Source organism: Nonomuraea sp. NPDC049269, from assembly GCF_043197155.1.
In the GTDB taxonomy this organism is placed as follows: Bacteria; Actinomycetota; Actinomycetes; order Streptosporangiales; family Streptosporangiaceae; genus Nonomuraea.
In genome coordinates, this window is record NZ_JBICSO010000015.1 from 22,144 (window position 1) to 46,082 (window position 23,939).

Here is a 23,939-nt window from a genome sequence, read left to right on the forward strand (position 1 = left end):
GTATGGGCAACTCAACGCAGAACTCCAGCCAGGCGGCTCAACTCGCGCAGCTGCAGAACAGCGGGCAGTTGCCGACGGCGTCGGGCGTCTCCTTCAAGACCAGCGCGCTCGACACCAACAGCGAGGCGATAGACGAACACGCCGGGGTCATCTCCTCGCTGGAGGCCAAGACGAACACCCTCCCCGTACAGTGGCCGCATTTCGGGGTGATCGGCATCGGCGTCAACAGCGTCCACGACAAGGCGGTCGAACGGCAGAAGGACGCGCTCGAGAAGGGACGCAAGGCGCTGCAGAGCTGGAAGACCGCGCTCAGGCAGGCCTCCTCCAACTACCGGGCGGCGGATGACGCCAGCGGCAATCAGTTCCAGAACGTGGGCTTCGACCCGAACAGCCTCGGCGGCGGACCGAACCTCGGCGGCCTCGGCAATCCCGGCGGCTCCGGCCTGCCGAATTCCGGCGGCATACCGGACCTGTCCGGTGTGGGCAACCCGCCGGGGGGCGACACGAACCTGCCCAACGGTGGCCTGCCCAATGGCGGCCTGCCCTCGACGGATCTTCCCTCAACCGATCTACCGAAGACCGACCTGCCTTCGACGGACCTCCCCAAGACGGACCTGCCATCGACTCCTGATGGGAGCCAGATCAAGCAGCCCGACATGAAGGTGCCGGACATCGACTCGGCGCTCAACGGTCAGCCGCAGCTGCCCGATTCGAAGCTGCCCGGTGTCGACGGCAAGGTCCCCGACACCACGTCGCTGTCCGGGCTCGACCCCAACTCGGTGAACACCCCGCAGCTCAAGAACCCGGACCTCAGCAGCCTGTCTCCGGACTCGACCGGCATCGGCACCAGGACCGGCCCAGGGACGGGAACGGGCACCGGGACGGGTACCGGCACGGGCACTGGCACGGGCATAGGCACCGCGCTCGGCACCGGCACCGGTGTGGGTGCGGCAGGCGCAGTGCCGGCCGGTCTGAAGGGGATCAACGGTTCGAGCGGGATGCCGATGATGCCCATGATGCCGATGGGCGGCGGCGGGACCGGTGGCGACCGGGAGAAGGACCGCGAGAACGCCCTGCTCGGTGAAGACGAGGGTGTTTGGGGTGGCGACGATGAGATCGCGCCCGAAGTGATCGGACGGGATTCCAGGTGAGCTACGAGTCCGACGGGTCGCTCTACAAGCTGGCGGCGAGCGAGGCGGCCGCCGGGGCCGTGATGATCCTGCAGCCCTGGGCCTTCTACGTCGCCGCCGCGCTTGGCGTGATGGTCTCGGACCCCGGGGCGATGTCGAGGAGCGCCAAGGCCTGGCGGAGTCTCGACCATGACGGTCTGATGTCCGAGCTGGACGACCTGGACCAGGGGCTGGACCACCTCAAGAAGCAGCTGAAGTCCTCGGGCAAGTGGGCGGGCGGGGCCTTCGACACCTTCGAGGGCATCCACACGGCCTTCAAGAACGGGGTCAAGTCACTCAAGGACACCCGCAACGACACGGGGCAGGCCGTTGACGTGGCGGCCAAGGCCTACCACTACGGAGCCCTCGTGGCCGTGGCGGTGGGCAGCAGCATGCTCCTCCTGGGCCTGTGGAAGCTGGCCATGCGCACCACCCCGTGGACCGCGATCGCCGCCGAGGGGCTGTCGGCGGTGCGGGGCTCCATCACCCTGCAGGCGGTCAAGAAGCTGCTCATCCGGCACGGCATGATCATCGGAGGTCTCTCCACGGTCCTCTACATGGCCGTCCAGCAGACCGAGATGACCGGAAAGCTCTTCCCCGGGCTTGAGGCCTCCATCCCCACCGAGATGACCGCGATGAAGTCGGGCGGCATGCCACCGTTCTCCGACGCGGGCATGCAGTACGACGAGAAGCTGGGCGGCCTCGGCGTGAAGATGGACGAGTCGCTGGGCAAGGTGCCCGGCGACATCGCCTCCGTCTGATCCTTACTCGTCCAGCGGAATCCGCAGCACCTGTCCGGGCACCAGGCTGCGTGGGTCGTCCCCGATGATGTCCCTGTTCGCGGCGTAGATCTCGCGCCACCGGTCGGGGTCGCCGTACACCTTCTCGGCGATGTCGTACAGCGACCCGTTGTTGACGGGCCAGTAGCCGACCTTCGCGGTGTCGACCCGTGACGGCGGAGTCGCGTGGCCGCTGGCGACGGGCACGTTCGACTGGGGCAGCTCGCCGAAGTCGGGGTTGGTCTGCAGGGGCCGCCACACCCGGAAGAGGGACGTCGGGATGCCACCCCAGAACTGCTTGTGAATGTTGCCCGGCTTCCCGGCGACCCTGGCTCCGGGCAGCTTGAGCTTGACCTGCTCGTACGCCCAGTTGCGCATCCCGACAAAGCCACCGAAGGCCATGCCGGACTCGCCGACGGCGGCGCCCGTCTTGGTCAGGGTCGCCGCCCAGCTCGCCGCGGTGCCGCCCTGGAGGATCCCCTTGCCGAAGAATCCGGACATGGGGGCGAAGGTGGCCATCACCATGGCGCCCGTGGTGATGCGGGCCGCCTGGGTGAAGGTCAGGGGGGCGAGGTTGAAGAGGCTGTGGCCGCTGATGCCCTGGGCCACCATCTGCGTGCCGATGACGCCCGCGTACACGCTGCCGGAGGTCTTGGCGTACGCCTTGAAGCTCGACGCGGCGAACTTGTCGGCGAAGGCCGAGTACTTCTTGAACTTCGCGACCGTCAACTCCGCCTTCGTCATGGCCGTGGCGGTGCGTGTGGCGGTGCCGAGCTTGGCCACCCACTTCAGCCGGCCGACCACGGGCAGGACCTTGAGCGCACCGGCACAGATCCTCAGGACGGACGCGAACCTGGTGAGGACCTGGGCCGCCAGAAGGACGATCTTCGTCGTCCGCATGTAGGCGGCTCCCGCGGCCAGCCATCCACCCCATACGCCGGCGGCCCACCTGAGGGCTATGAAGGCCGCGTACCAGATGATCGCGGTCTTGAGCAGCTCGATGATGGCCTGCCTGGTGTGGGCGGCCGAGTCCGCCACCATCCTGAGCAGGTTGGCGATCTCCGTGCAGCTCTTCTTCAGCGCGACGCGGTTGTCCTGCCTGAGTACCAGGCCCCAGACCTTCCTGAAGTCGTCGGCGGCCTTGCCCTTCCACTCCTTCACGATCTTGTCGAGGTAGCCGGCGTGCTGGCCCTGGGCGCGCCCGTCCAGAGCGTCGAAGACCTTGTCGAGGCTGACGGCCAGGCTGTCGTGCGCCGCGGCGGCGGCCCTGAGCCGCCCTTCGGTCTCATCGCCGCCGATGAGCGTGGGGAGTGCGCGCCACATGGACGTGATCGTGTTGAGCAGCGGGGTGGGGTCGAGCAGCGAGCCCCAGTTGATCTCGAAGTGCCAATCCGCCCAGTGCCACTGGAGCGGGTTCATGCTGCCTTCGTGGCTCATCTGGTGCCTCCGACCTGGCTGGCCTGGTGGCCGGCCTGGTAGTTGTACGCGGAGACCTCCAGGGCCGTGGTGATGAACTCCAGTGCGTCGGCCAGGTCACCGAGGTAGCCGTAGACCGACTCGTACCGCTTGTCCCGGTGGTTGTTCTCCGCGGTGCCGTCGACGTACGCCGCGCCCAACTCATCTGCTCCTGGCGCGAGGCCGAAGTCGCTCGTGCTCAGCTTGGCCGGTGCGAAGGCGATCATGCAGTTGCGGACGATCGGGGCCTGCTCGGCACAGGTCTCCATGGCCTTTTTCAGATCCGGCGGTATGACCTCATACCCCTCGGTCTTGTCCCCCATCGGCCCCCCAGGCATCACAAAGCCACATATGTCCCATTGATAGTAATGTTCACGGCTATTTGTCGTCCAGGAAACCTGCTGTTTACGAGCCACCTGAGCTGGTTACGAGCCACCTGAGCGCATCGCCGGGGTGTCGGAGACCGGTGTCCTGGCGGCCGCCGGGTCCAGCGTCGGTCCCTCAGGGATCAGGTGCAGGAGGTGGGCGGGCAGCGGGGCCACGTTCGAGGCGTCGTAGCCCAGCTTGGTCAGGACGTCGGGCGTGGCCAGCCGGTACTTCTTCCCCTGGTCGGTGACCAGGTAGAACTGCTGCACCGAAGAGAGCTGGTTCTCGGCGGGCAACAGCCCCGCCAGCGCCGCCGTGCCCGGCGGCAGCAGCACCTGGTCGAATTTCTCCGGGTTGCCGTTCGACGCCGGCGTCGGGATGGCCATCCGGCTCCCCACGGTCAGCGTGCCCTTCACGGACCCCTTCACGGTGTTGGCGTAGACCATGCACAGCGCTGCCGAGCTGGCGGGCACCTGGAAGCGCGGCATCGTGGCCGGCATGCCGCCGCCCGTGATCCGCTGGGCCGACACCTTCGTCGCGTTGGCGGCCGCCGCGTCGATGGGGATCTCCCGCACGTGGTTCCGTCCGTACGCCGCCTGGCTGGCCGGATCCTGGACCAGCAGCGTCGCCTGCGTCTGGGTGATCGGCGCGAGGCCGTCCGCGAGCATGACGTACCAGCGCGCGGGGGCGCCGGCGACCGGCGCGACCTTGAAGACCTGCCCGACCTTGAACGTCGAGCCGCCGGGTCCGGGGATGTTGCGGCCGCGCTGGGGGATCTGCGGCGCGGCGAAGTCCGAGCCCTCGGCGATGGCGTTGATCCACGAGGTCGGCACCCGCCGGGGCGTCTGGTCGGTGAGCCGGCTCACGTTCTTCACGGCCATGCGTTGGTTGCCCCAGAGCGCCCAGTTCTGCCGCCCATCGCTGACGATCAGCGCGTCACTTCCGGCCGGCGCGCCGCCGACGTCGGTCCCGCCCACGAGCGTCACGTACGACTTGCGCCCCCCGGCGGCGTCGGTCGCGTCCACCACGCAGGCGGACCAGGGCGACTTGATGAGCCGCTCGGGTTTGGGCAGCGAGTCGGGAGCGCCCGGGATGCCCACCTGCCCGCCGCGCGCGAAGCCGGCCAGCGACTCCGTGGACACCGTCTTGACCTTGATGGCGTCGCTGTCCAGGAGGAGCCGGGCGGAGACGTAGTTGGCCACGGGCAGCAACTGGCCGGTCTGCTGGCTGTAGACGTAGGAGGCGCCCGTCTCCTCCTCCACGATGAGCTGACCGGCGTCCCGCAGATTGGTCGCACCGCCCGGCTTGAGCATGCCCCAGATGCCGAACCCGGCGATGATGAGGACGCCGATCATGACGCCGGCGAACGTCGCCACGTTGTGCCGCCGCATCGGCGACTCGGGTAGGTCGGGTTCGCCCTGCAACAGGGCCATACCCAGGCGCTGGGTCATGAGCCGATGTGCCTGGTAGAGATCCTTGCGGGTCTGCATGCCACTCCGTTCCGGTCCAGCCTGAGGACAGCATAGGAGTGTTGCCTATGAGGACAGTGGGTGTTATGTCGCAAATGAGGGCACTAGATCGTGATATATGGGTAAAGTTTGTGGTCAGTGGTGCCCGGGGAGGTTGCTGTGTCAGATCCCGATAAGTTGAGTCCGCCGGTCCAGGGCTGGCATCTGGAATCGGATTGGGCCGGGCTCGATCCCGAGCGCGAGGGCGTCACGTACAGCGCCAGCAAGCTCAAGAAGCTCGCCGAGCAGCTTACGGATGAATTCGCCAAGTTCTCAGGGGAGAAGTCCGGGTCCGTCAACGACCTGGATATGAAGGCCAACCTCATCGGCCTGAAGGCGACCGTCGAGCAGGTCAAGCGATGGGACGGCGGGCAGGCCTTCGTCGAAACGGTCCAGCGTGGGCACAAGGAGTTCACCGAGGTCTACCGCGAGGTCGTCGAGAAGACGCGGATCGCCATCGAGCTGATCAACGCGGGCGCGGGCAACTACGAGCGCGTCGATCTCGCCAACCTCGGTAACAAGGAGGCGTAGGAGCTCCCGTGGCCGAAGACAAGAAGATCAAGACCAAGAAGCAGACGCACATGATCAAGACGTACTGCCCGACCTTTGGGGTGGACGACGACGGCAGGAGCGTCGCCGAGGTCAAGACCTTCGTCCAGTCGCTGGACGCGGATGCCGTCAAGCAGGCGGGCAACGCCTACCTCGACGCCTGCTCGACGCTGGCCGGTGCCCAGCGCGTCATCGAGGACATCAACGTCGAGATGGCGAAGTGCTGGGGTGGCAAGGCGTCGGTCGAGGCGCAGGAAGCCCTCAGGGTGTTGCACGCGACGGTGCGCGAGCTGTCGGGCAAGCTCAACTGGATGGGCCGCCCTCTGCAGTCACTCGGTGACAGGATCCGCGAGCATCAGGAGTTCATGGACAAGGGAGGCTTGTCCTGGGCCGACAACACCTACACCTGGGACGACTCCATGGTCGGCTGGTATCGCACCATGGACAAGGGCATCGAATGGGGCTCCCAGGACGAACTCGCCGGCAAGCACCTGCGCCTGCTGAACGACGACCTCACGCAGACCTACCAGAACCTGCCGGACTCCTTCCACAAAGAGATCCCGGACATCAAGGACCCCGCCGCTGCGTCCCCTCCCGTCACGCCCTTGAACACGGACTTCTCCAACCCCGGCGGCACGAACGGATTGGGGAACGGCGACTACAACGGCGCAGGCTTCAACGACGGCTCCTCTGACGGCTCGGACAAGACCGGGGGCGTGACGGACCCCACGGGCGGCGTCACGGATCCCACCAAGGGCCTGACCGACCCGACAAAGGGCGTGACGGACCCCACCACTGGCGCGACGGACCCGACCAACGGCGCGACAGACCCCACGAACGGCGCGACAGACCCGACCAAGGGCGTTACGGACCCCACGGGCGGCGTCACGGATCCCACCAAGGGCCTTACCGACCCGACGAAGGGCGTGACAGACCCCACGTCGGGCATTACCGACCCCACCAAGGGCCTGTCCAGCCCCACCTCCACCAAACTGGAGGACTTCCAGCCCCCCGCCGACTGGAACTCCGGCAACACCCCCACCTCCTCCACCCCCACTTCCACGACCACCAACCCCAACTTCACTTCCCCGAGCTCCCCGAACTCCTCCTCGCCCGCCACCGGACCCCTCACGAGCGCCGGAGGTAACGGCAGCATGGGCTCGGGCCTGTCGAACGGCCTGGGCTCGGCCAAGGCAGGCAGCGGGACCGGGTCAGGCATGCCGTTCATGCCCATGGGCGGCGGCGGCGCGGGCGCCGAGGAGCGAACCAATGAGGGCGGCACCTGGCTGACCGAGGACGACGACGTGTGGGGCGGCGAAACCGAGGGCGTCGTCACCGACCGAATCGGCTGACCGTCCCTGCCCGTTCACACGTGCGCGTGCGTGGCCGGATCACTCGTACGTACGCGCTTGTCCAGCAGAGCGGCCAGCCCCACGGTCCCGAGCGCGGCGACATCCAGCCCGGCCCCGATCCAGGCCACCACCGGATACCCGAACCCGGCCCCGATCGCCAGCCCGCCCACCCACGGCCCCACGGTGATCCCGACGTGGAACGCCGAGAAGTTCGTGGCGGGTGCAGACGTCCGTCCTCCACCCGTTTCTGACGCGCCCCTACGCGCCCTGGACGCGTCGCGCCTCGCTCCGGAGGCGGACGCCTGGGCAGGCTCGGCGCTCAGACGGGCGTGTGGTTCGCCCGGTTCTACGGCGGTCCGGTGTCCGTGATGGCGGCTTGGATGGGTGTCGTGTTGCCCATGGTGACCAGCAGGCCGCGTCCTGGCGGGCCTCCGACGGAGCCGCGCGGTAGACGGACCGTGAACAGGTCGCCGTCTGCCGGACTCTGTACCGACAGGAGTACGCCGGTGCGCGACTTGCGGGTTTCCGCTACGAAGCCGCGGTATGCCGTCGCCAGGTCGCCTGTCGCGCCCGCGATGATGAGGCCGTGGTCTCCGTCCCGACCTGATCGGAGGATCTCTTCCAGGGCCGTACCGAGGGGGGAGTCCGGGTTGATCAGCTCGGCGTCGTCCACGATCACCACGTAGCTGTCGCGGTTCGCGAGCAGCTCCTGTAGCCCCGCTCCGTCTCCATCGAGTACGGCGAGAACACCGTCCAGCGTACGCAGCGGGCTACGCCGGGGGGCGATGGCGACGACCGGTGTGCCGTACGAGATGAGGGACCTGGCGGCCGTCACCAGCACTGAGGAGCGTCCCGAGCGGGCCGGCCCGGCGACGACGGCGCCGGGACCGTGCGCGAGCAGGTCCAGACCCATCGGAGCGAGTGCGTCACCGCCTGCGCCGACCAGCGCCCATAGGGGCGAAGGCCGGGCGAAGTTCGGTTCCAGGTCCATGGCCTGGTCGGCGGTGATGCGCATGGGAAGCGCGTCAACGCGAAGCGGAGGCTCTCCCTCCCAAAGCCACGCACCACGTCCCAGGCGAGCCGACCGACCCGCTCGGGCAAAGCCACCCGACACGCCCACGTCGCCCAATGCGCCGCCCGAGACGCCGCCGCCTGATGTCCTGCCTGGAGCGTCGCCACCTGGGGTGCCGCTTGACGTTCCACCTGCGGTGCTTCCGGATGCGCCGCCTGACGCGCCTGCGCTGCCCGACGTACCCGTGTCCCCCGGAACATCGCCACCTGGGGTGCTCAGCGACACGTTGCCTGGGACGCCACCACCTGGCGCGGCCGCGCTACCTGACGCCCTACCGCCGATTGACGTGCCGGCCGGGACATCGCCACGTGACGTGCCGCCCGAGGTGTCGCTTGGCGTGATGTCTGGTACGCCCGCTATGGCCTCTCGGAGGTTCGTTCCAGGCTCTGCGGGGGTGGTCGTGCTGAGCCGGGCGGAGTCTTTCGAGGATGCTGTGGAGGCGTATGTCGGGATGCTGTGGAGAGGGGCCGTCGCGCGGGCGAGGGACTGGAGGGCCGCTACCTGGGCGGGGCCCGAGGGGTCTCGGGTGAGGAGGGCGATCTGGCTTTCGACGATGCCGTGTTCGCCCATCGAGAGAGCTCGGCCGGAGGGCATCGATGTGGGGAGCCCCTTCATCGGCATGCCTGCCAGGCCGTAGTCGGCCGGGTCCGCGAGGCGGAGGAGGAGGCGGTCGTCGAATACCGTGGAGATCTGGCCGAGCAGGCACGAACGGTCACCGGTCACCACCGCCCGCAGTCCCACCGCCGGACCCTCTCTGAGTAGTTGCAGGAGGGACTCCGTGAGGCGGCCGTAGTCGTAGCCCTCGAACGCCGCCACGTAGCCCTCCCAGCGGTCGACCATGAGGACCAGCCAGGGGAGGCGGTGGCCTGCCTGGCGGTATTCGGCCAGCGAGGCGTGTCCGGCTTCGGCGAGTAGTTGCTGGCGGCGGCCCACCTCGGCGCGGAGGCGGGCCAGCAGGCGTTCGACGCGGTCGAGCTGGTCGCGGGTCACGACCGCGCCACAGTGCGGCATGGCCATCAGCGGGAGCAGTGCGCCCGATCCGCAGTCGATGGCGTGCAGGTGCACGTCGGCCGGGGACGCTTGCGCGGCGATGGCGCCGGCGATCGTCCGTAGTGCGGTGGACCTGCCGCTACGGGCTGCTCCCGCGATGAGCAGGTGGCCACCCTGGGCCAGGTCCAGCGCGAGCGGGCGTCGGTCCTGCGCCCAGGGCCGATCGATTACCCCGAAGGCCAGTGGGCCCACTTCGGTGAACGGTCCTGAGCCGGTGTCCGTCCCTGAGCCGGCGAGCGGCCCTGAGCCGGAAAGTGCTCCGGCCGCCAGGGAAAGCGTCCCGGCCGCCAAGGAAGGGATGATCTCGTCGAGGGTCACGGTCGAGGGCAGCGGTTCCAGCCAAGGGCTCGGTTGCTCTGGTACGCCGGTGAGGCGGGCGGCCTCGATGAGCGCGTCCGCGAGGACGGTGAGGTCGGTGACCGTCGACCCCTCGGGCGGCTCTGGAAGCGGGGGGAGCGCCCGGCCCAGGGAACGCCAGTCCACGTCGATCACCCGCAGCTGACCGCCCGCGCCGGCCAGCCCTCCCGCGCCCGCCAATCCGCTCGCCATGCCGCCTGGGCCTGGCATCCCACCCGGAAGGGCGCCCGGACCCGCAAGGCCGTCCGTGCGCAGCGGCCCGCCCGTTCCAACCGGCCCGCCCGTTCCAACCGGTCCGGTCGCGCCCGATCGGTCGGCTCTGAGGGACGTGCTTGCTACCGGGCTTCGGCCGCCGACTCGTGCGGTCTGTACGGCCACAGCCGCCCCCACACCGGACTTCACGTAACACCGGCCAGGTGTCGACTTGGAGATGTGCGCCGCGTCCGCCATGTCGATGACGTCTGAGGACTCGGCGGGCTCGGTGACCCGGAGCGCGATCCGCAGGGACGTGTTGGCCTGGATGTCGGCCGTGACCACGCCCGCCGGGCGCTGGGTGGCCAGGATCAGGTGGATGCCGAGCGAACGGCCCCGGCGGGCGATGTCGACCAGGCCGTTGACGAAGTCGGGTAGCTCGGCCACCAGAGCGGCGAACTCGTCGATGATCAGCACGAGTCTGGGCAGCGGCTCGCCGGTGTAGTCGTCGATGTCCTTGGCGCCGGCGGCCAGCAGCAGGCGTTCGCGTCGCCGGATCTCGGCGGCCAGGGAGTCGAGGGCCCGCTGCGTCAGGTGGCCGTCCAGGTCGCTGACCATGCCGACCGTGTGCGGCAGGCGTACGCACTCCTTGAACGCGGCACCGCCCTTGTAGTCGACCAGCACGAACGTGAGCTGGTCCGGCCGGTTGGCCACCGCGAGCGAGCAGATGAGCGTCTGCAACAGCTCCGACTTGCCCGCGCCCGTGGTGCCGGCGATCAGGCCGTGCGGACCGTCCACTCTCAGGTCGACGGAGAACGGGCCGTCGGGGCCGATGCCGATGACCGCCTTCGTGGAGCCGTGGCCGTGCCAGCGGGTGACGAGGTCGTGGCCGGACGGGGCGGGCAGGCGCAGCAGGTCGAGCAGGCGGATCGCCTCGGGGAGGTGACCGGCCGGGTCGTCCCTGCTCACGTCGCGGATCGGGGCGAGCGCCCTGGCCACGCGGTCGCACCACGACGGTGACACCAGGTCGGCCAGAACCGGGCCGATGACCTCCAGGCCGCCGCCGAGCAGGCGTACCTGACCGTCCGCGGCGCACGCGGCGACGGTGGCGCACTCCTCGGGGAGCAGGCTCTGGTCGTCGTCGAGGGCGAGGGTGAAGACACCCGAACGCGGGCCTTGGCGCAGGATCTGTGGCATGCCGGGGAGGCCGCGCAGGACCTGGGCGCCGTCGAGCACGACGAGGACGTCGTAGGGGCGTACGTCGTAGGAGGTGAGAGCCGGTGTTTCCGGGCCGCCCAGGTCGTCCCAGCCCGTGGGGATCTTGCCGAGTTCGGGGATGGCGGTGTTCTGGCGTTCGTCGATGAGGGCGGCCAGCTCGGCGACGCGGTGGGCGGCGGACTCGGGGTCGGTGCCGACCAGGGTCACGCAGTCCTCGCCGCCGCGCGGGGCGCAGTGCGGCAGCCAGCGGACCCAGCCCCAGCGGCGCTCGCCGTCGGCGTGCGCGGACAGGACCACGATGGCCAGGTCGCGCGGGCTGTGGAGGGTCGCCGCCTGGCCGATCAGCCAGCCGGTCAGGCCGGTCGCGGTGTCGCGCGGGCCGGTGACCCCCGCCACGCCGAGCCTGCGCATGGCCAGGGCCACCGGTACGGACCGGCAGATCGGCGGCGAGATCGCGCCGCCCTTCTCCTCCGAGAGCTCCAGGTTCGCCGGGAGGTCGGCCAGCCCGACCCTGAGCCGCAGTGCGTCGGGATCGTGAATGCGCCGCTCCCACAGCCGCCTGCGTGGACCGGTGGCGGTGAGCAGCACCTGCGCCGGGTCGGGCGCGTCGGATCGGCGGATCAGCTCGTCCTCGGCCCTGGCCTGCTCGACCGCCAGGTCGTACGCCTCCAGGCGTTCCTTGTGCTGCTTGGCGGCCTTTCTGTGCTGTTTCTTGCCGTGGCGGCGGTCGCTCCACCACTGGCCGATCATGATGAGGGGGCTCATCAGGGCGATGAGCAGGTAGTACGGCTGACGTAGGACGTAGGCCAGCGTGACGCCCATCACCGCGGGCAGAAGCGCGGCCAGCAACTGCAGGCGCATCCCCTCGGTGCGGCTGGGCTCCTGGGGGCGTTCGAAGGTGCGCTCGGGCTCGGGCCTGCGTAGTCGTGGCGGGCGGTTGTAGGCGACGCCGCCCTCCGGGAGGGGCGCCAGGTGCGCGTCCTGCGGCTCGATCGCGGTCAGGGTGAACACCGAGGATCCGCAGGTCAGCAGCGTGTGCTCGGGCCAGTCGACGGGTTCGGTGAGCGGCTGGGCGGCCAGCGTCGGCGGCTCGTAGTGGACGGGCATCAGCTCCGCCGCCTCGCGTTCGGCGACCCGGGCGGTGAGCTCGGCGACCTCGTCGGCCCACCGGCCCTTGAGCTTGAGGCGCTGCGTCTGCTGGGGCACCCGGTGGCGGGCCGGTTCGACCGTGATCGCGTCTGGGGTCACGCGCAGGGTGGCGGCCTCGGGGGCGAGGGACGGGTCGGCGACGGTCAGCGCGCACATCGGGTCGGACCCGATGACGTGCACGCCCAGGCCCAGACGGTGAACGGCGCCCGCGGCCGGGCCGCCGACCACCCGCACCTCGGCCACGCCGCCGGGCTCCTCGATGATCGTGGAGCGTGCGAGGTGGGGGTCGAGGGTGACCTTGTCGCCGTCGCGCAGCACCGCCCCCGCCAGGGCGCGCGGGTCGAGCGGCCGGCCATTGCGCCAGATCACGGCGCCGTGCCAGCCAGGCCCGTAAGTACGGCCCCGGTCGGACCTGTCAGCCCGGCCCCGGGCAGGCCCGTCTGCCCGGCTGCGGTCAGCCCCGTCAGCCCGGCCCCGGGAAGATCCGTATGCGCGGCTGCGGTCGGCCTCCTCAGCCCAGCTCCGGGCAGGCCCGTCCGCCCGGCTGCGGTCGGCCCCGTCAGCCCAGCTCCGGGCAGGCCCGTCCGCCCCCTCCTGGCCGGACCCCTCGGTCCAGCTCCGGTCGGATCCCTCGGTCCGGTCCCGGATGGGCGCCCCGAGGGGGTTGCGCGGGCCGCCAGTGATGTCCCGCGGATCAGGGGTGGGGGCGCTCGGTGGTCCGTCGGCGCGGGTGTGCCGCCTCGATGGGCGGCCGCCGGGGTCGGTCACCGACATGCCGTAGGGGGCTCGAGCTCGGGGAAGGCGGACGACTTCGGCCAGCGGTGCCTGACCGCTGAGTGCCTCGCTCACCCTCGCCACCGTGGCGCCGTTGTCACCCTCGATCACAACGTCACGATCGCCTTGCTCGCCGAGCACGGTGAGCATGATCCGCATGTGCCGTCTCCTCGATCGGGCCTCGGCGCAAAGGTAGCGCCCGAAGAAAGGGTAGGTCCCGTGGTTGGCGGCAATGGCATGGAAGGGCCGGGTTGTGGATAACAGGCGACGGTAATTATGGCCTGTGGAAAGTCGACGATTTGGTTGCCCATTTAGGGGGTGGTGGCTAACGCATGTTAATGGAGTGAATGGTGTGAAAAGAGGGGCGCGGGTGGGCGTCCCCAGCACCAGCAGGGCAGATGCAAGGCCGGAGCCTGAGTGGGCTCGCGAATCGCCCCACTCCATCCCGCCATCGCCGCGCTTATCCCGAAAAAACCACCCTCGTCAACTTGGTAGAAACAATAGGCATCGATTATTTCTTGTTGACACCGCGCCACCTGCGAAACGAGCATGGTTCCTCGCATTCCAGCCCCGCTCCCACAAGCGGGTGCACATAATGGCGTGAATTCGACAATTCACAATGGGAGCCCCCCACCCATGAGGACCAGTGAAAAGCCTGCCGTCAACACGGCGGGGTTGTCCGGCCCTGCCTCGCGCAAGCTCCCCGTGCCGCCCCGCGAACGCAAGCCCGCCCTGGCCGCTCTCGCCGTACTCCTGATCCTCGGCGGAGCGCTCGCCACGACGCTGCTCGTGCTGCGCAGCGGCGACCGGATCTCCGCGATCCGGGTCACCCAGCAGATCGGCGCCGGGCAGCAGTTCACCCTCGAGGCGCTCGAAGAGGTGCAGATCGCCAATACCGGCCTCGACTTCGTCTCCTGGTCACAGAGGGGCGAGGTGACGAAGAGCTTCGCGGCCGTCACGATCGTGCCCGGCACCCTGCTGACCCACAACATGGGCGTCAAGGCCAGCAGCGAGCTGGTGCCCGGCAAGGCCAAGGTGGGCCTCGCCCTGAAACCTGGGCAGTTCCCGTCCGGCATCGTCGCAAGCCATCGGGTCCAGGTGGTGTACGTCCCAGCCCGTACCGAACAGGCGGAAAGCCGCGTACTCGCACAGAGCGCGCTCGTCCAGAGCGTCAGCGACAGCGGCAGAACCGGTGGATCAGTCCTGATCACCGTGATCGTCGACGCCGCGGCGGCGAAGACCATAGTCCAATACGCCTCCAGCGGTGAGATCGCCGTGGCCGACCTGCCCGGAGTAAATTGACGTGGCGCTGATCGTACTGGCCGCCGACAAGGGCGCGCCGGGCGTGACCACTGCCGCGACGGCACTCGCGGCCGTCTGGCCGCGCCCCGTGCTCCTCGCCGAGTGCGACCCCGCGGGCGGTGACCTCGCCTACCGGCTGCCCGCGGCCGACGGCGGCGTGCTCAACCCGGGCAAGGGCCTGCTCACGCTGGCCGCGACCGCCCGGCGCGGCCTGGAGCCCGCGCAGATCCACCAGCACACCCAGAAGATCGTCGGCGGTCTCGACGTGCTGGTCGGCCTCACCCACGGCGAGCAGGCGTCCGGGCTCACCTGGCTGTGGGGGCCGCTGGGCAGGGCGCTCGCCGCGATCCCGAACGCCGACGTGATCGCCGACTGCGGCCGCCTGGGCGCCTACCCGCAGCTAGGAGATCTGATGGCGCAGGCCGAGCAGGTCGTGCTGCTCACCAGAGCCACCCTCGACCACGTCGCCCACCTGCGCGAACGCCTGTCCATCACCAAGGCCCACGGCGTCGCCGTGATCGCCGACCCGCGCAACTACCGCTCCTCGATCGACGACGTACGCAGGATCGTCGGCCCGAGCGTCAAGTTCGTCCACGGCCTCGCGCACGATCCCAAAGGCGCCGAGCTGCTGCGCGGCCAGTGGGGCGGCCGCCTCGACCGCTGCCTGCTCATCCGCACGGCACGCGACCTCGCGGGCCGGTTGGTGAGTCACCTATGACACCTACGACACCTATCAATTTCGGTATGGCATTCAACCTCGCGAGGCGACCGGCACGTACAACCCGGCGACGCCTCCTCGCGAGAGTGAGCAGCCAGTGATCGACCACTCCCTAGTCAAGCGCTTCCGCCAGGAGGTCGGCGACCGCCTGGCCCACCAGCGCCGGCTCGACCAGGTCAACGGTCTGGCCTCGATGACCGGCGAGGACGAGCGCCAGTTCGCCAGGGCGCTGATCTCCCAGGTTCTGGAAGAGCACGCGCGCAGCGAGATCGGCCTGGGCCGTACCCCTCCCACCGTCGAGGAGGAGGAGGCGCTCGCGGCCGGGATCCACGCCGCGCTGTTCGGCGTGGGCCGCCTCCAGCCGCTGCTTGACGACCCCGAGGTCGAGAACATCGACATCAACGGCTGCGACCGCGTCTTCGTCAGCTACGCCGACGGCCAGGAGCTCATGCGGGAGCCGGTCGCCGAGTCCGACGACGAGCTCATCGAGCTGATCCAGATACTGGCGGCCTACTCGGGCCTGTCGAGCAGGCCGTTCGACACCGCCAACCCCCAGCTCGACCTGCGCCTGCCCGACGGATCGCGGCTGAGCGCGGTCATGGACGTCACGCTCAGGCCGGCCGTCTCGATCCGCCGCGCCCGGCTCGGCAAGGTGTTCATGTCGGACCTCGTGGGCAACGGCACGTTGAGCCCGGAGGTGGGCAGGTTCCTCAGCGCGGTGGTCGGCGCCCGCAAGAACATCATGATCGCCGGATCCACGAACGCCGGAAAGACCACCCTGCTCAGGGCCCTGGCCAACGAGATCCCGCCGTACGAGCGCCTGATCACGGTCGAACGCGCGCTGGAGCTCGGCCTCGACCAGTTCCCCGAGCTCCACCCCAATGTCGTCGCCTTCGAGCAGCGCCTGCCCAACTCCGAGGGCCAGGGCGAGATCACCATGGCCGAGCTGGTCAGGAGGTCGCTCCGGATGAACCCCAGCCGGGTGATCGTCGGCGAGGTGCTCGGCGACGAGATCGTCACGATGCTCAACGCGATGACCCAGGGCAACGACGGCTCCCTGTCCACCATCCACGCGAACTCCAGCATGGAGGTGTTCAACCGCATCTCCACCTACGCGCTGCAGGCCGGCGAGCGGCTGCCGATCGACGCCACCCACATGCTCATCGCGGGCGCGATCGACTTCGTGGTCTTCGTGGAGAAGCGCAACGACTACAGCCGCGGCGGCACCCTGCGCCGTTACGTCTCCAGCATCCGCGAGGTCAACGGCTGCGACGGCCGCGTCCTGTCGAGCGAGGTGTTCATCCCGGGCGCCGACGGCACCGCGACGCCGCACGCCCCCGTCTCCTGCCTGGAAGAACTCGCCGCCCACGGATACAACCCCGGAGGCTGGCTGTGATCAACCTCGATCCGCTCGCCCTGCTCGCCGGCGCTCTCGTCGGCGGCGGGCTGTTCCTGTTCTTCATCTCCCTGTACGGCATGCGCGTCCGGCCGGCCCGCCCCAAGCGCGAACTCGTCAAGACCCTCACCACCCGCACCGCGATCGCCGCGGTGTCCGCGACCCTGGTGTTGGTCATCACCGGCTGGCCGGTCATGGCCGTGGGCACGGTGCTGCTGGTGTTCGCGTGGCGCGGCCTGTCCGGCGGCGCCGCCGAGGAACGAGCCGCGATGCGCCGCCTCGAAGGTCTTGCCGCCTGGACGGAGTCGCTGCGCGACACGATCGCCGGCGCGGCCGGGCTGGAGCAGGCCATCCCGTCGTCGATCAGGGCCGCCGCGCCCACGCTCAAACCGCACCTGCGCGCGCTGGTCGACCGCCTGCGCACCCGCATGGCGCTGCCGGAGGCGCTCGCGTACTTCGCCGACGAGCTCGACGACCCCTCGGCCGACCTGGTGGTGGCCGCGCTGATACTCAACTCCAAGCTGCGCGGCCCCGGGCTGCGCGACGTGCTCGGGGCGCTGGCCGTGTCCGCTCGCGAAGAGCTCGACATGCGCCGCCGCGTCGAGGCCGAACGCCGGTCGACCAGGCGCAGTGTCCAGATCGTGGTGGTCACCGCGCTGGTCTTCGCCGGGCTGCTCGTCGTCTTCAACCCCTCCTATGTCAGCGAATACCGCGGCGTGCTCGGTCAGGCCGTGCTGGTCGTCGTGGCGGCGCTGTTCGGGGCCGGGTTCGCCTGGATGCGGCGCCTGGCCCGCTTCGACAAGCCCACCCGCCTGCTCGCGGGAGGCGGCCATGAATAGGAGGGGCGGTCATGGTTGAGGGCGTGCTGGCCGGCTCCGCGCTGGGCCTCGGCCTGTTCCTGCTGCTTCGGGCGCTGTTCCCGGCCCGCCCGGGCCTGGTGGCGCGGCTGCTGGCGATCGAGGCCGTCCGCGAGGACGCCGACGCGCCGCGCATCCAGCTCGTCCTGCCCGACGAGGAGGTCTCCGCCTTCCGCCGCGGCCTGGGCGTGCGCCTGGCCCACCTCTACCACGCGCGCGGCTGGGAGGTCCGGTCGGTCAAGGCCGACCTGGCGCTGGTCGGGCGGTCGTTCGAGGGCTATCTGGCCACCAAGGCGCTGCTCGCGTCGGCCGGGCTGCTGGCCTTCCCGGTGCTGCTCGGCTGGCTGGCGCTGATGGGCTGGGGCACGTCCCTGACCATCCCGTTCTGGTCCGCCCTGATCATGTCGCTGCTCTTCTTCTTCCTGCCCGACGTTCAGATTCGGCGCGACGCGACGGCGAGGAGGCGCGACTTCAGGCACGTCGTCGGCGCCTTCCTCGACCTCGTCTCGATGAACCTGGCGGGCGGGCGCGGCGTGCCCGAGGCGCTGATGATGGCGGTCTCGGTCAGCGGCGACCAGCCCAACTGGGCGATGTCGCGCATCCGCGAGGCGCTGAGCGGCGCCAGGATCGTCGGCATCACCCCGTGGCAGGCGCTCGGCCAGCTCGGCGAGGAGATCAACGTCGACGAGCTGCGCGACCTTTCCGCCGCGCTCGGCCTGGTCGCCGACGACGGCGCCAAGGTGCGCGCCTCCCTCACCGCGAGGGCCGCCACGCTGCGCCGCCGCGAACTGGCCGAGATCGAGGGCCGCGCCGGTGAGCGCTCCCAGTCGATGCTCGTCGCCCAGCTCCTGCTCTGCGCGGGCTTCGTGATCTTTCTTAGTTTTCCCGCCGCTATGAAGATGTTGGGGTCCTAATGAACCATCCCTGGGTCATCTACCTGCAGGCCTACCTCGGCGTACGAATCCACCGCGCCCGCACCGCCTCCAGCCGGGGCGCCTCGGCGGTCGAGTGGGTGATCATCACGGCGATCATCGCCGGAGTCGCCCTCGGGCTGGCCACCCTGATCAAGACGCTGGTCGAGCAGAAGCAGGGTGAGATCCAGACCAGCTTCGGCCAGACCGGCGGGAATCCGTGACAGTTGCCCGGCGACCAGGTGGGCACAAGCGCGACCGCGGGGCCTCGGTGATCGAGCTCGCCCTGCTGATGCCGGTCATCCTGGCGGTCGTGCTGCTCATCGTGCAGGTGGCGCTCTGGTTCCACGGCCGCCAGGTGGCCGAGGCGGCCGCCCGGGAAGGCGCCAGGGTGGCCAGGTCGGCCCCCTTCGACTCGGGCGACTGGGAGGGGGCGGCCACCACCAAGGCCACCGACATCGTCCACGCCATCGGTCCCCGCCTGCTCTCCAACGCGACGGCCACGACCGCGGAGAAGGACCCCGACGAGCGCTTCGTCACCGTGACCGGCAGCGCCGTACAGGTCATCCCGCTCCTGCCGGAGCTCACGTTCACGATCACGGCCACCTCGGGCGGTCCCGTCGAGTGCTTCCGCCCGGACGACGGGAGTGACGACTGCGAATGAGCCAGAACCGGCGGCGTGAGCGCGGCTCGATGGCCGTGGAGACGGTCATGCTGGCGCCCGTCTTCCTGCTGTTCCTGATGTTCCTGGCCGGAGCCGGCCGGCTGGTCGAGGCGCAGGGCGAGGTCAACGGCGCGGCGCGGGACGCGGCTCGGGCCGCGTCGGTGCGGCGGTCGTTCGACGCCGCCGGGGACGCGGCCGACAGGAGCGTCAAGGCCGCGCTCGACGGGCGGTGCCAGAGCCCGGCCGTGTCCCTCGACGGCTCCAAGTGGGAGGAGGGCGGCCAGGTACAGGCCGAGGTCACCTGCGAGCTGGACCTGGGCTTCCTCGGGTTCCCCGGCACCAAGCGGATGACCGGCACCTCGGTGGTGCCCCTGGAGCAGTTGAGGAGGACCGAATGAGCCGCCGCGACCGCGGGACGATGTCGGTCTTCACCGTGCTCTTCTCCGTGGCGGTGTTCCTGCTGGCGGGGCTGCTCGTGGACGGCGGCTCGGCGATCAACGCCCGGCTGCGGGCCGCCGACGTCGCCGAGCAGGCCGCGCGGGCGGGAGCCGACCAGGTCGACGTCGACCACCTCCACGAGACGGGCGAGATCCGGCTGCTCGGCGACGGCCAGGTGTGCGACCGGGCCGACGAGGTGATCACGGCGGTGGCCAGCGCCGACGTGACCAGGGACACGTGCGCCGTCGCGCCGGGCCAGGACGGGGTGACCGTCTCGGTGAAGGTGCGCTGGACGGCCTTCTTCCTGCAGGCCATCGGCTTTCCCGGCACCGAGATGGAGGGCGAGGCCACGGCCGGGCCACAGGCCAGGTGAGCCAGACCGATTCCGCTCACTCGATGGATCAGCGCAGGACCACGCAGGACCCTGAACACGAGAAGGGAGAGGCGATGCCGACGCGAGAACCCGCGCGTCCCGCGGGCCGGCCGCACGGGCCGGGTCAGGCGCCCGTGCGCATCCCGGCCAGGCGGAGCGTGGGCGACGTGCTGGGCGGCCTCGGCGCGCTCCTGGTGCTCGTGGCGATCGTCGGCGGTGTGCCGTACGCGCTGCTCACGTTCGCCGGACCGCCGCTCTCTCCCGAACTGCTCGATCTCGACCTGCTCACCAGCCGCGTGGGACCGAGCACGATCATGGCCGTGCTGGTGCTGTTCGTCTGGTTGGCCTGGCTGCAGTTCTTCGCGTGCGTGGTCGTCGAGGTGTACGCGGGAGTGCGCAAGGTGGGCATGCCCGCCAGGGTGCCGCTCTCCGGCGGGTCCCAGGCGCTGGCCAACAAGCTCGTCTCGGCCGTGCTGGTGCTGTTCACCGCCGGCGCCATGGTCGTGCCCATCGCGAAGCTGGCGACGCCGCCACCCACCGCGCCGCCCATGACGACGGTCGCGTACTCCGCGCCGATCGTGGAGCAGCCACAAGAAGCGCGGCAGACCAAGAAGGTGTACGTGGTCCAGCCGCCGCACGGCCGGCACCACGAGAGCCTGTGGGAGATCGCCGAGAAGTGCCTGGGTGACGGGCGCCGATACCCCGAGATCTACCGGCTCAACCAGCACAAGGAGCAGCCCGACGGCACCCGGCTGCGCATGGCCGACCTGATCAGGCCGGGCTGGGTGCTCGACATGCCCGACGACGCGCGCCACGCCCACGTCGTGCCGGTGAACCAGGCGCGGGCCCAGACGCTGAAGCAGCACCCGGCGGGGTCGCACAGCGGACATCGGCAGGTCACCGACGAGGTACGCCAGACCTCCAGCGTGAAGCAGGGACCGGCGCACGAACGGCGGGACACCCAGGGCACCATAGCCGAGCCGGCGGCGGAGAGCTCCGGCGTCGACCTGGCCGATTACCTGGCCACCGCGTCGCTGGCCGCGGCCGGCCTGCTGATCGTGCTGGCCAGGCGGCGCCGTGAGCAGTTCTGGCGGCGGGCGTTCGGCCGCCGCATCGTCCGGCCGCGCGACGACGCCGCCCAGGCCGAGGTCGCGCTCCGGCTGGGCGCCGACGCGCCGGGCACCCGCATCCTCGACATCGGGCTCCGGCTGCTCGGCGCCGAGCTGGCCACGCAGGGCCGCACCCCGCCGACCGTCTACGCCGCCCATCTGTCGCCGCGCAACCTCGACCTGTGGATCCACCCGCCGGACGGTGACGCGCCCGAGCCGTGGATGGCCCAGGACGGTGGCCAGGTGTGGCGGCTGGCCGCGCACGAGGGCCGCCTGCTGGAGGAGCAGCCCGGCGGCGCGCCGTACCCGGGGCTGGTCTCGATCGGCGCCGACGAGAGCGGCCGGGTGCTGATCGACCTGGAGGCGGCGCAGGGCCTGATCAACATCCGCGGCCCGCAGACCACCGCGGCGCTCGCGGCGCTGGCCGTGGAGCTGGCCACCAACCGCTGGTCCGACCGGATGCGCATCACGCTCGTCGGCTTCGGCGACGAGCTGACCGCGATCGCGCCCGACCGGATCAGGGCCGTGGGCAGCCTGGCCGAAGTGCTGCCCGAGCTGGAGGCCACCGCCGCCCCGCGCCAGGAGGTGCTCACCGGGCGCATCACCGGCAGCCCGCGCGACGCCCACTACCTGCTGTCCGCCGTGGCCCCCACCCATGAGGAGGCGCGCCGCCTGGCGCTGCTCGCCCGCAAGGACACCGCCGGATACGTGGTGACGGGCGACGTGCCGCACGCCACCTGGACCCTGGAGATCACCGACGACGGCAAGGCGAAGATCGCGGAGCTGGGCTTCGAGGTGACCGCCCAGCTGCTGCCGCGCCGCCACTACCAGGCGCTGATCGATCTCTTCCGTACGGCCGAGCAGCTCGACGGCGAGGTGTTGCCCGAGGCGGAGCCGCTGGAAGAGCTGTCGCCACCCGCGGTGGAGGTCAGGATGCTCGGCCCCATCGAGATCCTCGGCCGCGACCCCCTCGAAGAGGGCCGGATGGCCCTGGCCACCGAGCTGCTGGTCTACCTGGCCACGCATCCCGGCGGCGTGCACCCCGTCGTCCTCGGCGGCGTCCTGTGGCCGCGCGGCGTGCAGCCCATGGTCAGGGACGCCACGATCGACCGGGTCGTCGACTGGGTGGGCCGCGAACACCTGCGGGTGGACGAGGCGGGCCGGCTGCGGCTGGGGCCCGGCGTGCGCACCGACTGGGCGCTCTTCCGCGAGCTGGTCCGCCGGTCGCACGGCGATCCGGCGGCGCGGACCGTACTCCTGGAGAAGGCGCTCGGCCTGGTCAGAGGGCCGCTGCTGAGCGGACGGCCGCCCGGGAGATACGCCTGGCTGGCGGGCGACGAGCTCGAGTACGACGTCGCGGCCGAGGTCGCCGACGCCGCCCACCGGCTGTGCGAGATCCGGCTGGCGCACGGCGACCCGGACGCGGCGGTCGCGGCCGTACGCGCGGCGCTGCTGCTGGCCACCGACGACGAAGGGCTCTGGCGCGACCTGCTGCGCGCCACGCACGCCACCGAGGACGCGGTACGGCTCCGCACGGTCGTCGAGGGGCTGACCCGGCGCGCGTCCTCCCACCCCTACGGCGGCGGGATGGCACCCGAGACCGAGGCCCTGATCGACGAACTGCTGCCGTCATGGCGCATCCACATAGTGAGGGAGTCGTCGGCATGAGGCGGATGACGGTAATGCTGGCACTCCTGCTCGCGGCGGCCTGCGCCCCGCCCGACCGCCCGTACGTCCCCGGAGGCGCGCCCGCACCCGCCACCGGCGATACCGCCACGCGGCCCGCCCCCACCTCCTCCCAGAGCAAGACGGTCGAGGTCGGCGACGCCCTGAAGGTCAAGGTGGAGAAGGGGACGACGAGCAACGCGCTGCAACGGCTCTTCGCCGACTACTACGTCGAGCGTTGGAAGGCGGTCGAGACCGGCGACAACCAGTACCTGCGCCACCTGGAGGCGCCGCTGATACCGCAGGCGGGCGAGTGGGTGCGCGGGTTCGCCGACCGGAAGGAGTCGGCGCGCGGTGTCGCGCGGCTCTACCGGCTGCGGATCACGTCGGTCATGGGCAAGGGAGCCCAGGTCGACACGTGCGTGGACGAGCGGGGCGTACGCCTCGTCTCCACGCCCACCGGCAAGGCGGTCGCGCCCCAGCCCGACTGGGTGCGCGCTCCTTACCTCCAAGCCGTGCTCGCGCATCGCGGCGACGACGGTGTGTGGCGGATCAGGGAATTCCGCCAGGACAAAGAAGGGTGCAGCTGATGAATCCCCTGATCCCGGCGCTCGTCACAGGGCTGTTGCTGCTGTCCGCGCCCACTCCCCAACCCACCACGGGGGCCAGGACGACCGAACAAGGCAGAACGCGGGCCCTCACCCTCGAACACTCCGGCATCCAGGTCACCGGCGACGTGGGCAAGGGCGGCAAGAGCGACGGCTACCGGATCAAGCGCCCCTGCTGGTACGAGCCGGGGCTCTCCGCTGACGAGATGCTCAAGTTCCAGACGGACTCGAAGACCCAGTTCGCCAGGGTGAAGGCGGACGAGGAGAGTTTCACGAAGTTCGTCAAGCAGTTCAAGGACAAGAAGGGGCAGCCGGGGCGCTGGTGGACGCCGGCCTACGACGCCTCCGACCCCAACGGCGCCACCTGCTGGGCCGGGCTCGAACTGTTCATTTTTGTGCCGCCGAACGACACGCCGCCCTCCGGCATCACCTTCGAGCAGCTGGCCGAGATCGCGCGGGCGGCGATCACCGTGCCCCAGCCGACGGTCAAGCTGAGCCCCGACGCCAAGACCTTCGTCAACCTGCCGACGTTCGTGTGGCTCGAAGGCATCGGCCAGCCGCGGCGGACGGCGACGGCGACGCTGCCCGGCATCATGAGCGCCACCGTGGTCGCCACGCTCCAGAACATCAAGATCGACGCGGGCGCGGGCAAGGACCGGGCCGAGGTGCGCGAACAGTGCGGCGCCACCGGCAAGCCGTACGCCAAGGGGGCCGCGTTCACCTGTGGCGTGCAGTATCTGCGCTCGTCGATCGACCAGCCGCGGCAGGTGTACCAGCTGACCGTGACGACCGTGTGGCCGGTGACGGTGGCGGGCGGGGTGCCGGTCCAGTTCGCGCCGGTCGAGGTGGGGGTCACCCGCGACGTGCCGGTAGGCGAGGTGCAGAGCAACGTCCGGCCATAGGCAACG

General features: G+C 70.3%; 21 protein-coding genes. 16 read left to right on the forward strand and 5 right to left on the reverse strand.

Features of this window, described 5'->3' with window-relative positions; translation table 11 throughout:
* The first annotated feature begins 2 nt into the window (after window positions 1-2).
* Complete coding sequence (locus ACGFNP_RS57075) at window positions 3-1,151, forward strand: type VII secretion target (RefSeq protein ID WP_358329965.1); 1,149 nt, start codon at window positions 3-5, stop codon at window positions 1,149-1,151.
* Window positions 1,148-1,930 carry a WXG100 family type VII secretion target gene (locus ACGFNP_RS57080; protein WP_393333000.1) on the forward strand — a complete coding sequence of 261 codons (783 nt, stop codon included), beginning with the start codon at window positions 1,148-1,150 and terminating at the stop codon, window positions 1,928-1,930. Before ACGFNP_RS57075 ends, ACGFNP_RS57080 begins: the two co-directional genes overlap by 4 nt.
* Window positions 1,931-1,933: 3 nt before the next feature.
* On the opposite strand, the gene ACGFNP_RS57085 is transcribed toward ACGFNP_RS57080, so the two are convergent.
* The 3 genes from ACGFNP_RS57085 to eccB all read right to left on the reverse strand — a co-directional run bounded on the left by ACGFNP_RS57085 (window position 1,934) and on the right by eccB (window position 5,259).
* The gene (locus ACGFNP_RS57085) at window positions 1,934-3,385 is read right to left on the reverse strand and encodes a LysM peptidoglycan-binding domain-containing protein (RefSeq protein ID WP_393333003.1); all 1,452 of its coding nucleotides are present in this window, start codon (window positions 3,383-3,385) and stop codon (window positions 1,934-1,936) included.
* Complete coding sequence (locus ACGFNP_RS57090) at window positions 3,382-3,726, reverse strand: hypothetical protein (RefSeq protein WP_393333006.1); 345 nt, start codon at window positions 3,724-3,726, stop codon at window positions 3,382-3,384. Before ACGFNP_RS57090 ends, ACGFNP_RS57085 begins: the two co-directional genes overlap by 4 nt.
* Window positions 3,727-3,828: 102 nt before the next feature.
* The gene (gene eccB, locus ACGFNP_RS57095) at window positions 3,829-5,259 is read right to left on the reverse strand and encodes a type VII secretion protein EccB (protein ID WP_358329954.1); all 1,431 of its coding nucleotides are present in this window, start codon (window positions 5,257-5,259) and stop codon (window positions 3,829-3,831) included.
* A 138-nt stretch (window positions 5,260-5,397) separates the two neighbouring features.
* Here eccB and ACGFNP_RS57100 point away from each other — a divergent pair, with 138 nt between their 5' ends.
* Complete coding sequence (locus ACGFNP_RS57100) at window positions 5,398-5,808, forward strand: hypothetical protein (protein WP_358329951.1); 411 nt, start codon at window positions 5,398-5,400, stop codon at window positions 5,806-5,808.
* Between the two features lie 8 nt (window positions 5,809-5,816).
* Window positions 5,817-7,178 (forward strand): hypothetical protein, encoded by a 1,362-nt coding sequence (locus ACGFNP_RS57105; RefSeq protein WP_358329948.1) that lies wholly within the window; start codon window positions 5,817-5,819, stop codon window positions 7,176-7,178.
* A 14-nt stretch (window positions 7,179-7,192) separates the two neighbouring features.
* Here ACGFNP_RS57105 and ACGFNP_RS57110 read toward each other — a convergent pair whose 3' ends face one another.
* Together ACGFNP_RS57110 and ACGFNP_RS57115 are read right to left on the reverse strand one after the other, a co-directional pair.
* Window positions 7,193-7,360, reverse strand: a complete 168-nt coding sequence (locus ACGFNP_RS57110; RefSeq protein ID WP_393333011.1) for a hypothetical protein — start codon at window positions 7,358-7,360, stop codon at window positions 7,193-7,195.
* Between the two features lie 164 nt (window positions 7,361-7,524).
* A complete protein-coding gene (locus ACGFNP_RS57115; protein WP_393333014.1) occupies window positions 7,525-13,149 on the reverse strand; it encodes an FtsK/SpoIIIE domain-containing protein in 5,625 nt (1,874 codons plus the stop codon).
* Between the two features lie 477 nt (window positions 13,150-13,626).
* On the opposite strand from ACGFNP_RS57115, the gene ACGFNP_RS57120 reads away from it, so the two are divergent.
* From ACGFNP_RS57120 to ACGFNP_RS57175, 12 genes are all read left to right on the forward strand, one after another.
* Window positions 13,627-14,292, forward strand: coding sequence for a hypothetical protein (locus ACGFNP_RS57120; protein WP_358329942.1), 666 nt, complete (start codon window positions 13,627-13,629; stop codon window positions 14,290-14,292).
* Window position 14,293: 1 nt separating this feature from the next.
* Complete coding sequence (locus ACGFNP_RS57125; RefSeq protein ID WP_358329939.1) at window positions 14,294-15,010, forward strand: hypothetical protein; 717 nt, start codon at window positions 14,294-14,296, stop codon at window positions 15,008-15,010.
* A 97-nt stretch (window positions 15,011-15,107) separates the two neighbouring features.
* Complete coding sequence (locus tag ACGFNP_RS57130) at window positions 15,108-16,406, forward strand: ATPase, T2SS/T4P/T4SS family (RefSeq protein WP_358329936.1); 1,299 nt, start codon at window positions 15,108-15,110, stop codon at window positions 16,404-16,406.
* Window positions 16,403-17,245: a type II secretion system F family protein gene (locus ACGFNP_RS57135; RefSeq protein WP_393333019.1), complete on the forward strand. Its 843-nt coding sequence runs from the start codon at window positions 16,403-16,405 to the stop codon at window positions 17,243-17,245. The genes ACGFNP_RS57130 and ACGFNP_RS57135 overlap by 4 nt, the downstream gene beginning before the upstream one ends.
* Before the next feature lie 11 nt (window positions 17,246-17,256).
* Window positions 17,257-18,177 carry a type II secretion system F family protein gene (locus ACGFNP_RS57140; protein ID WP_393333022.1) on the forward strand — a complete coding sequence of 307 codons (921 nt, stop codon included), beginning with the start codon at window positions 17,257-17,259 and terminating at the stop codon, window positions 18,175-18,177.
* Complete coding sequence (locus ACGFNP_RS57145; protein WP_358329928.1) at window positions 18,177-18,398, forward strand: hypothetical protein; 222 nt, start codon at window positions 18,177-18,179, stop codon at window positions 18,396-18,398. Before ACGFNP_RS57140 ends, ACGFNP_RS57145 begins: the two co-directional genes overlap by 1 nt.
* Before the next feature lie 47 nt (window positions 18,399-18,445).
* Window positions 18,446-18,838 (forward strand): TadE/TadG family type IV pilus assembly protein, encoded by a 393-nt coding sequence (locus tag ACGFNP_RS57150; RefSeq protein ID WP_358329926.1) that lies wholly within the window; start codon window positions 18,446-18,448, stop codon window positions 18,836-18,838.
* Window positions 18,835-19,236: a TadE/TadG family type IV pilus assembly protein gene (locus ACGFNP_RS57155; RefSeq protein WP_250904734.1), complete on the forward strand. Its 402-nt coding sequence runs from the start codon at window positions 18,835-18,837 to the stop codon at window positions 19,234-19,236. The genes ACGFNP_RS57150 and ACGFNP_RS57155 overlap by 4 nt, the downstream gene beginning before the upstream one ends.
* Window positions 19,233-19,649 carry a Tad domain-containing protein gene (locus ACGFNP_RS57160; protein ID WP_358329923.1) on the forward strand — a complete coding sequence of 139 codons (417 nt, stop codon included), beginning with the start codon at window positions 19,233-19,235 and terminating at the stop codon, window positions 19,647-19,649. The genes ACGFNP_RS57155 and ACGFNP_RS57160 overlap by 4 nt, the downstream gene beginning before the upstream one ends.
* Window positions 19,650-19,723: 74 nt before the next feature.
* Window positions 19,724-22,426 carry a BTAD domain-containing putative transcriptional regulator gene (locus ACGFNP_RS57165; protein WP_393333027.1) on the forward strand — a complete coding sequence of 901 codons (2,703 nt, stop codon included), beginning with the start codon at window positions 19,724-19,726 and terminating at the stop codon, window positions 22,424-22,426.
* Window positions 22,423-23,013 carry a hypothetical protein gene (locus ACGFNP_RS57170; RefSeq protein ID WP_393333030.1) on the forward strand — a complete coding sequence of 197 codons (591 nt, stop codon included), beginning with the start codon at window positions 22,423-22,425 and terminating at the stop codon, window positions 23,011-23,013. The genes ACGFNP_RS57165 and ACGFNP_RS57170 overlap by 4 nt, the downstream gene beginning before the upstream one ends.
* Window positions 23,013-23,933, forward strand: coding sequence for a hypothetical protein (locus tag ACGFNP_RS57175; protein ID WP_393333033.1), 921 nt, complete (start codon window positions 23,013-23,015; stop codon window positions 23,931-23,933). The genes ACGFNP_RS57170 and ACGFNP_RS57175 overlap by 1 nt, the downstream gene beginning before the upstream one ends.
* Window positions 23,934-23,939 lie beyond the last annotated feature (6 nt).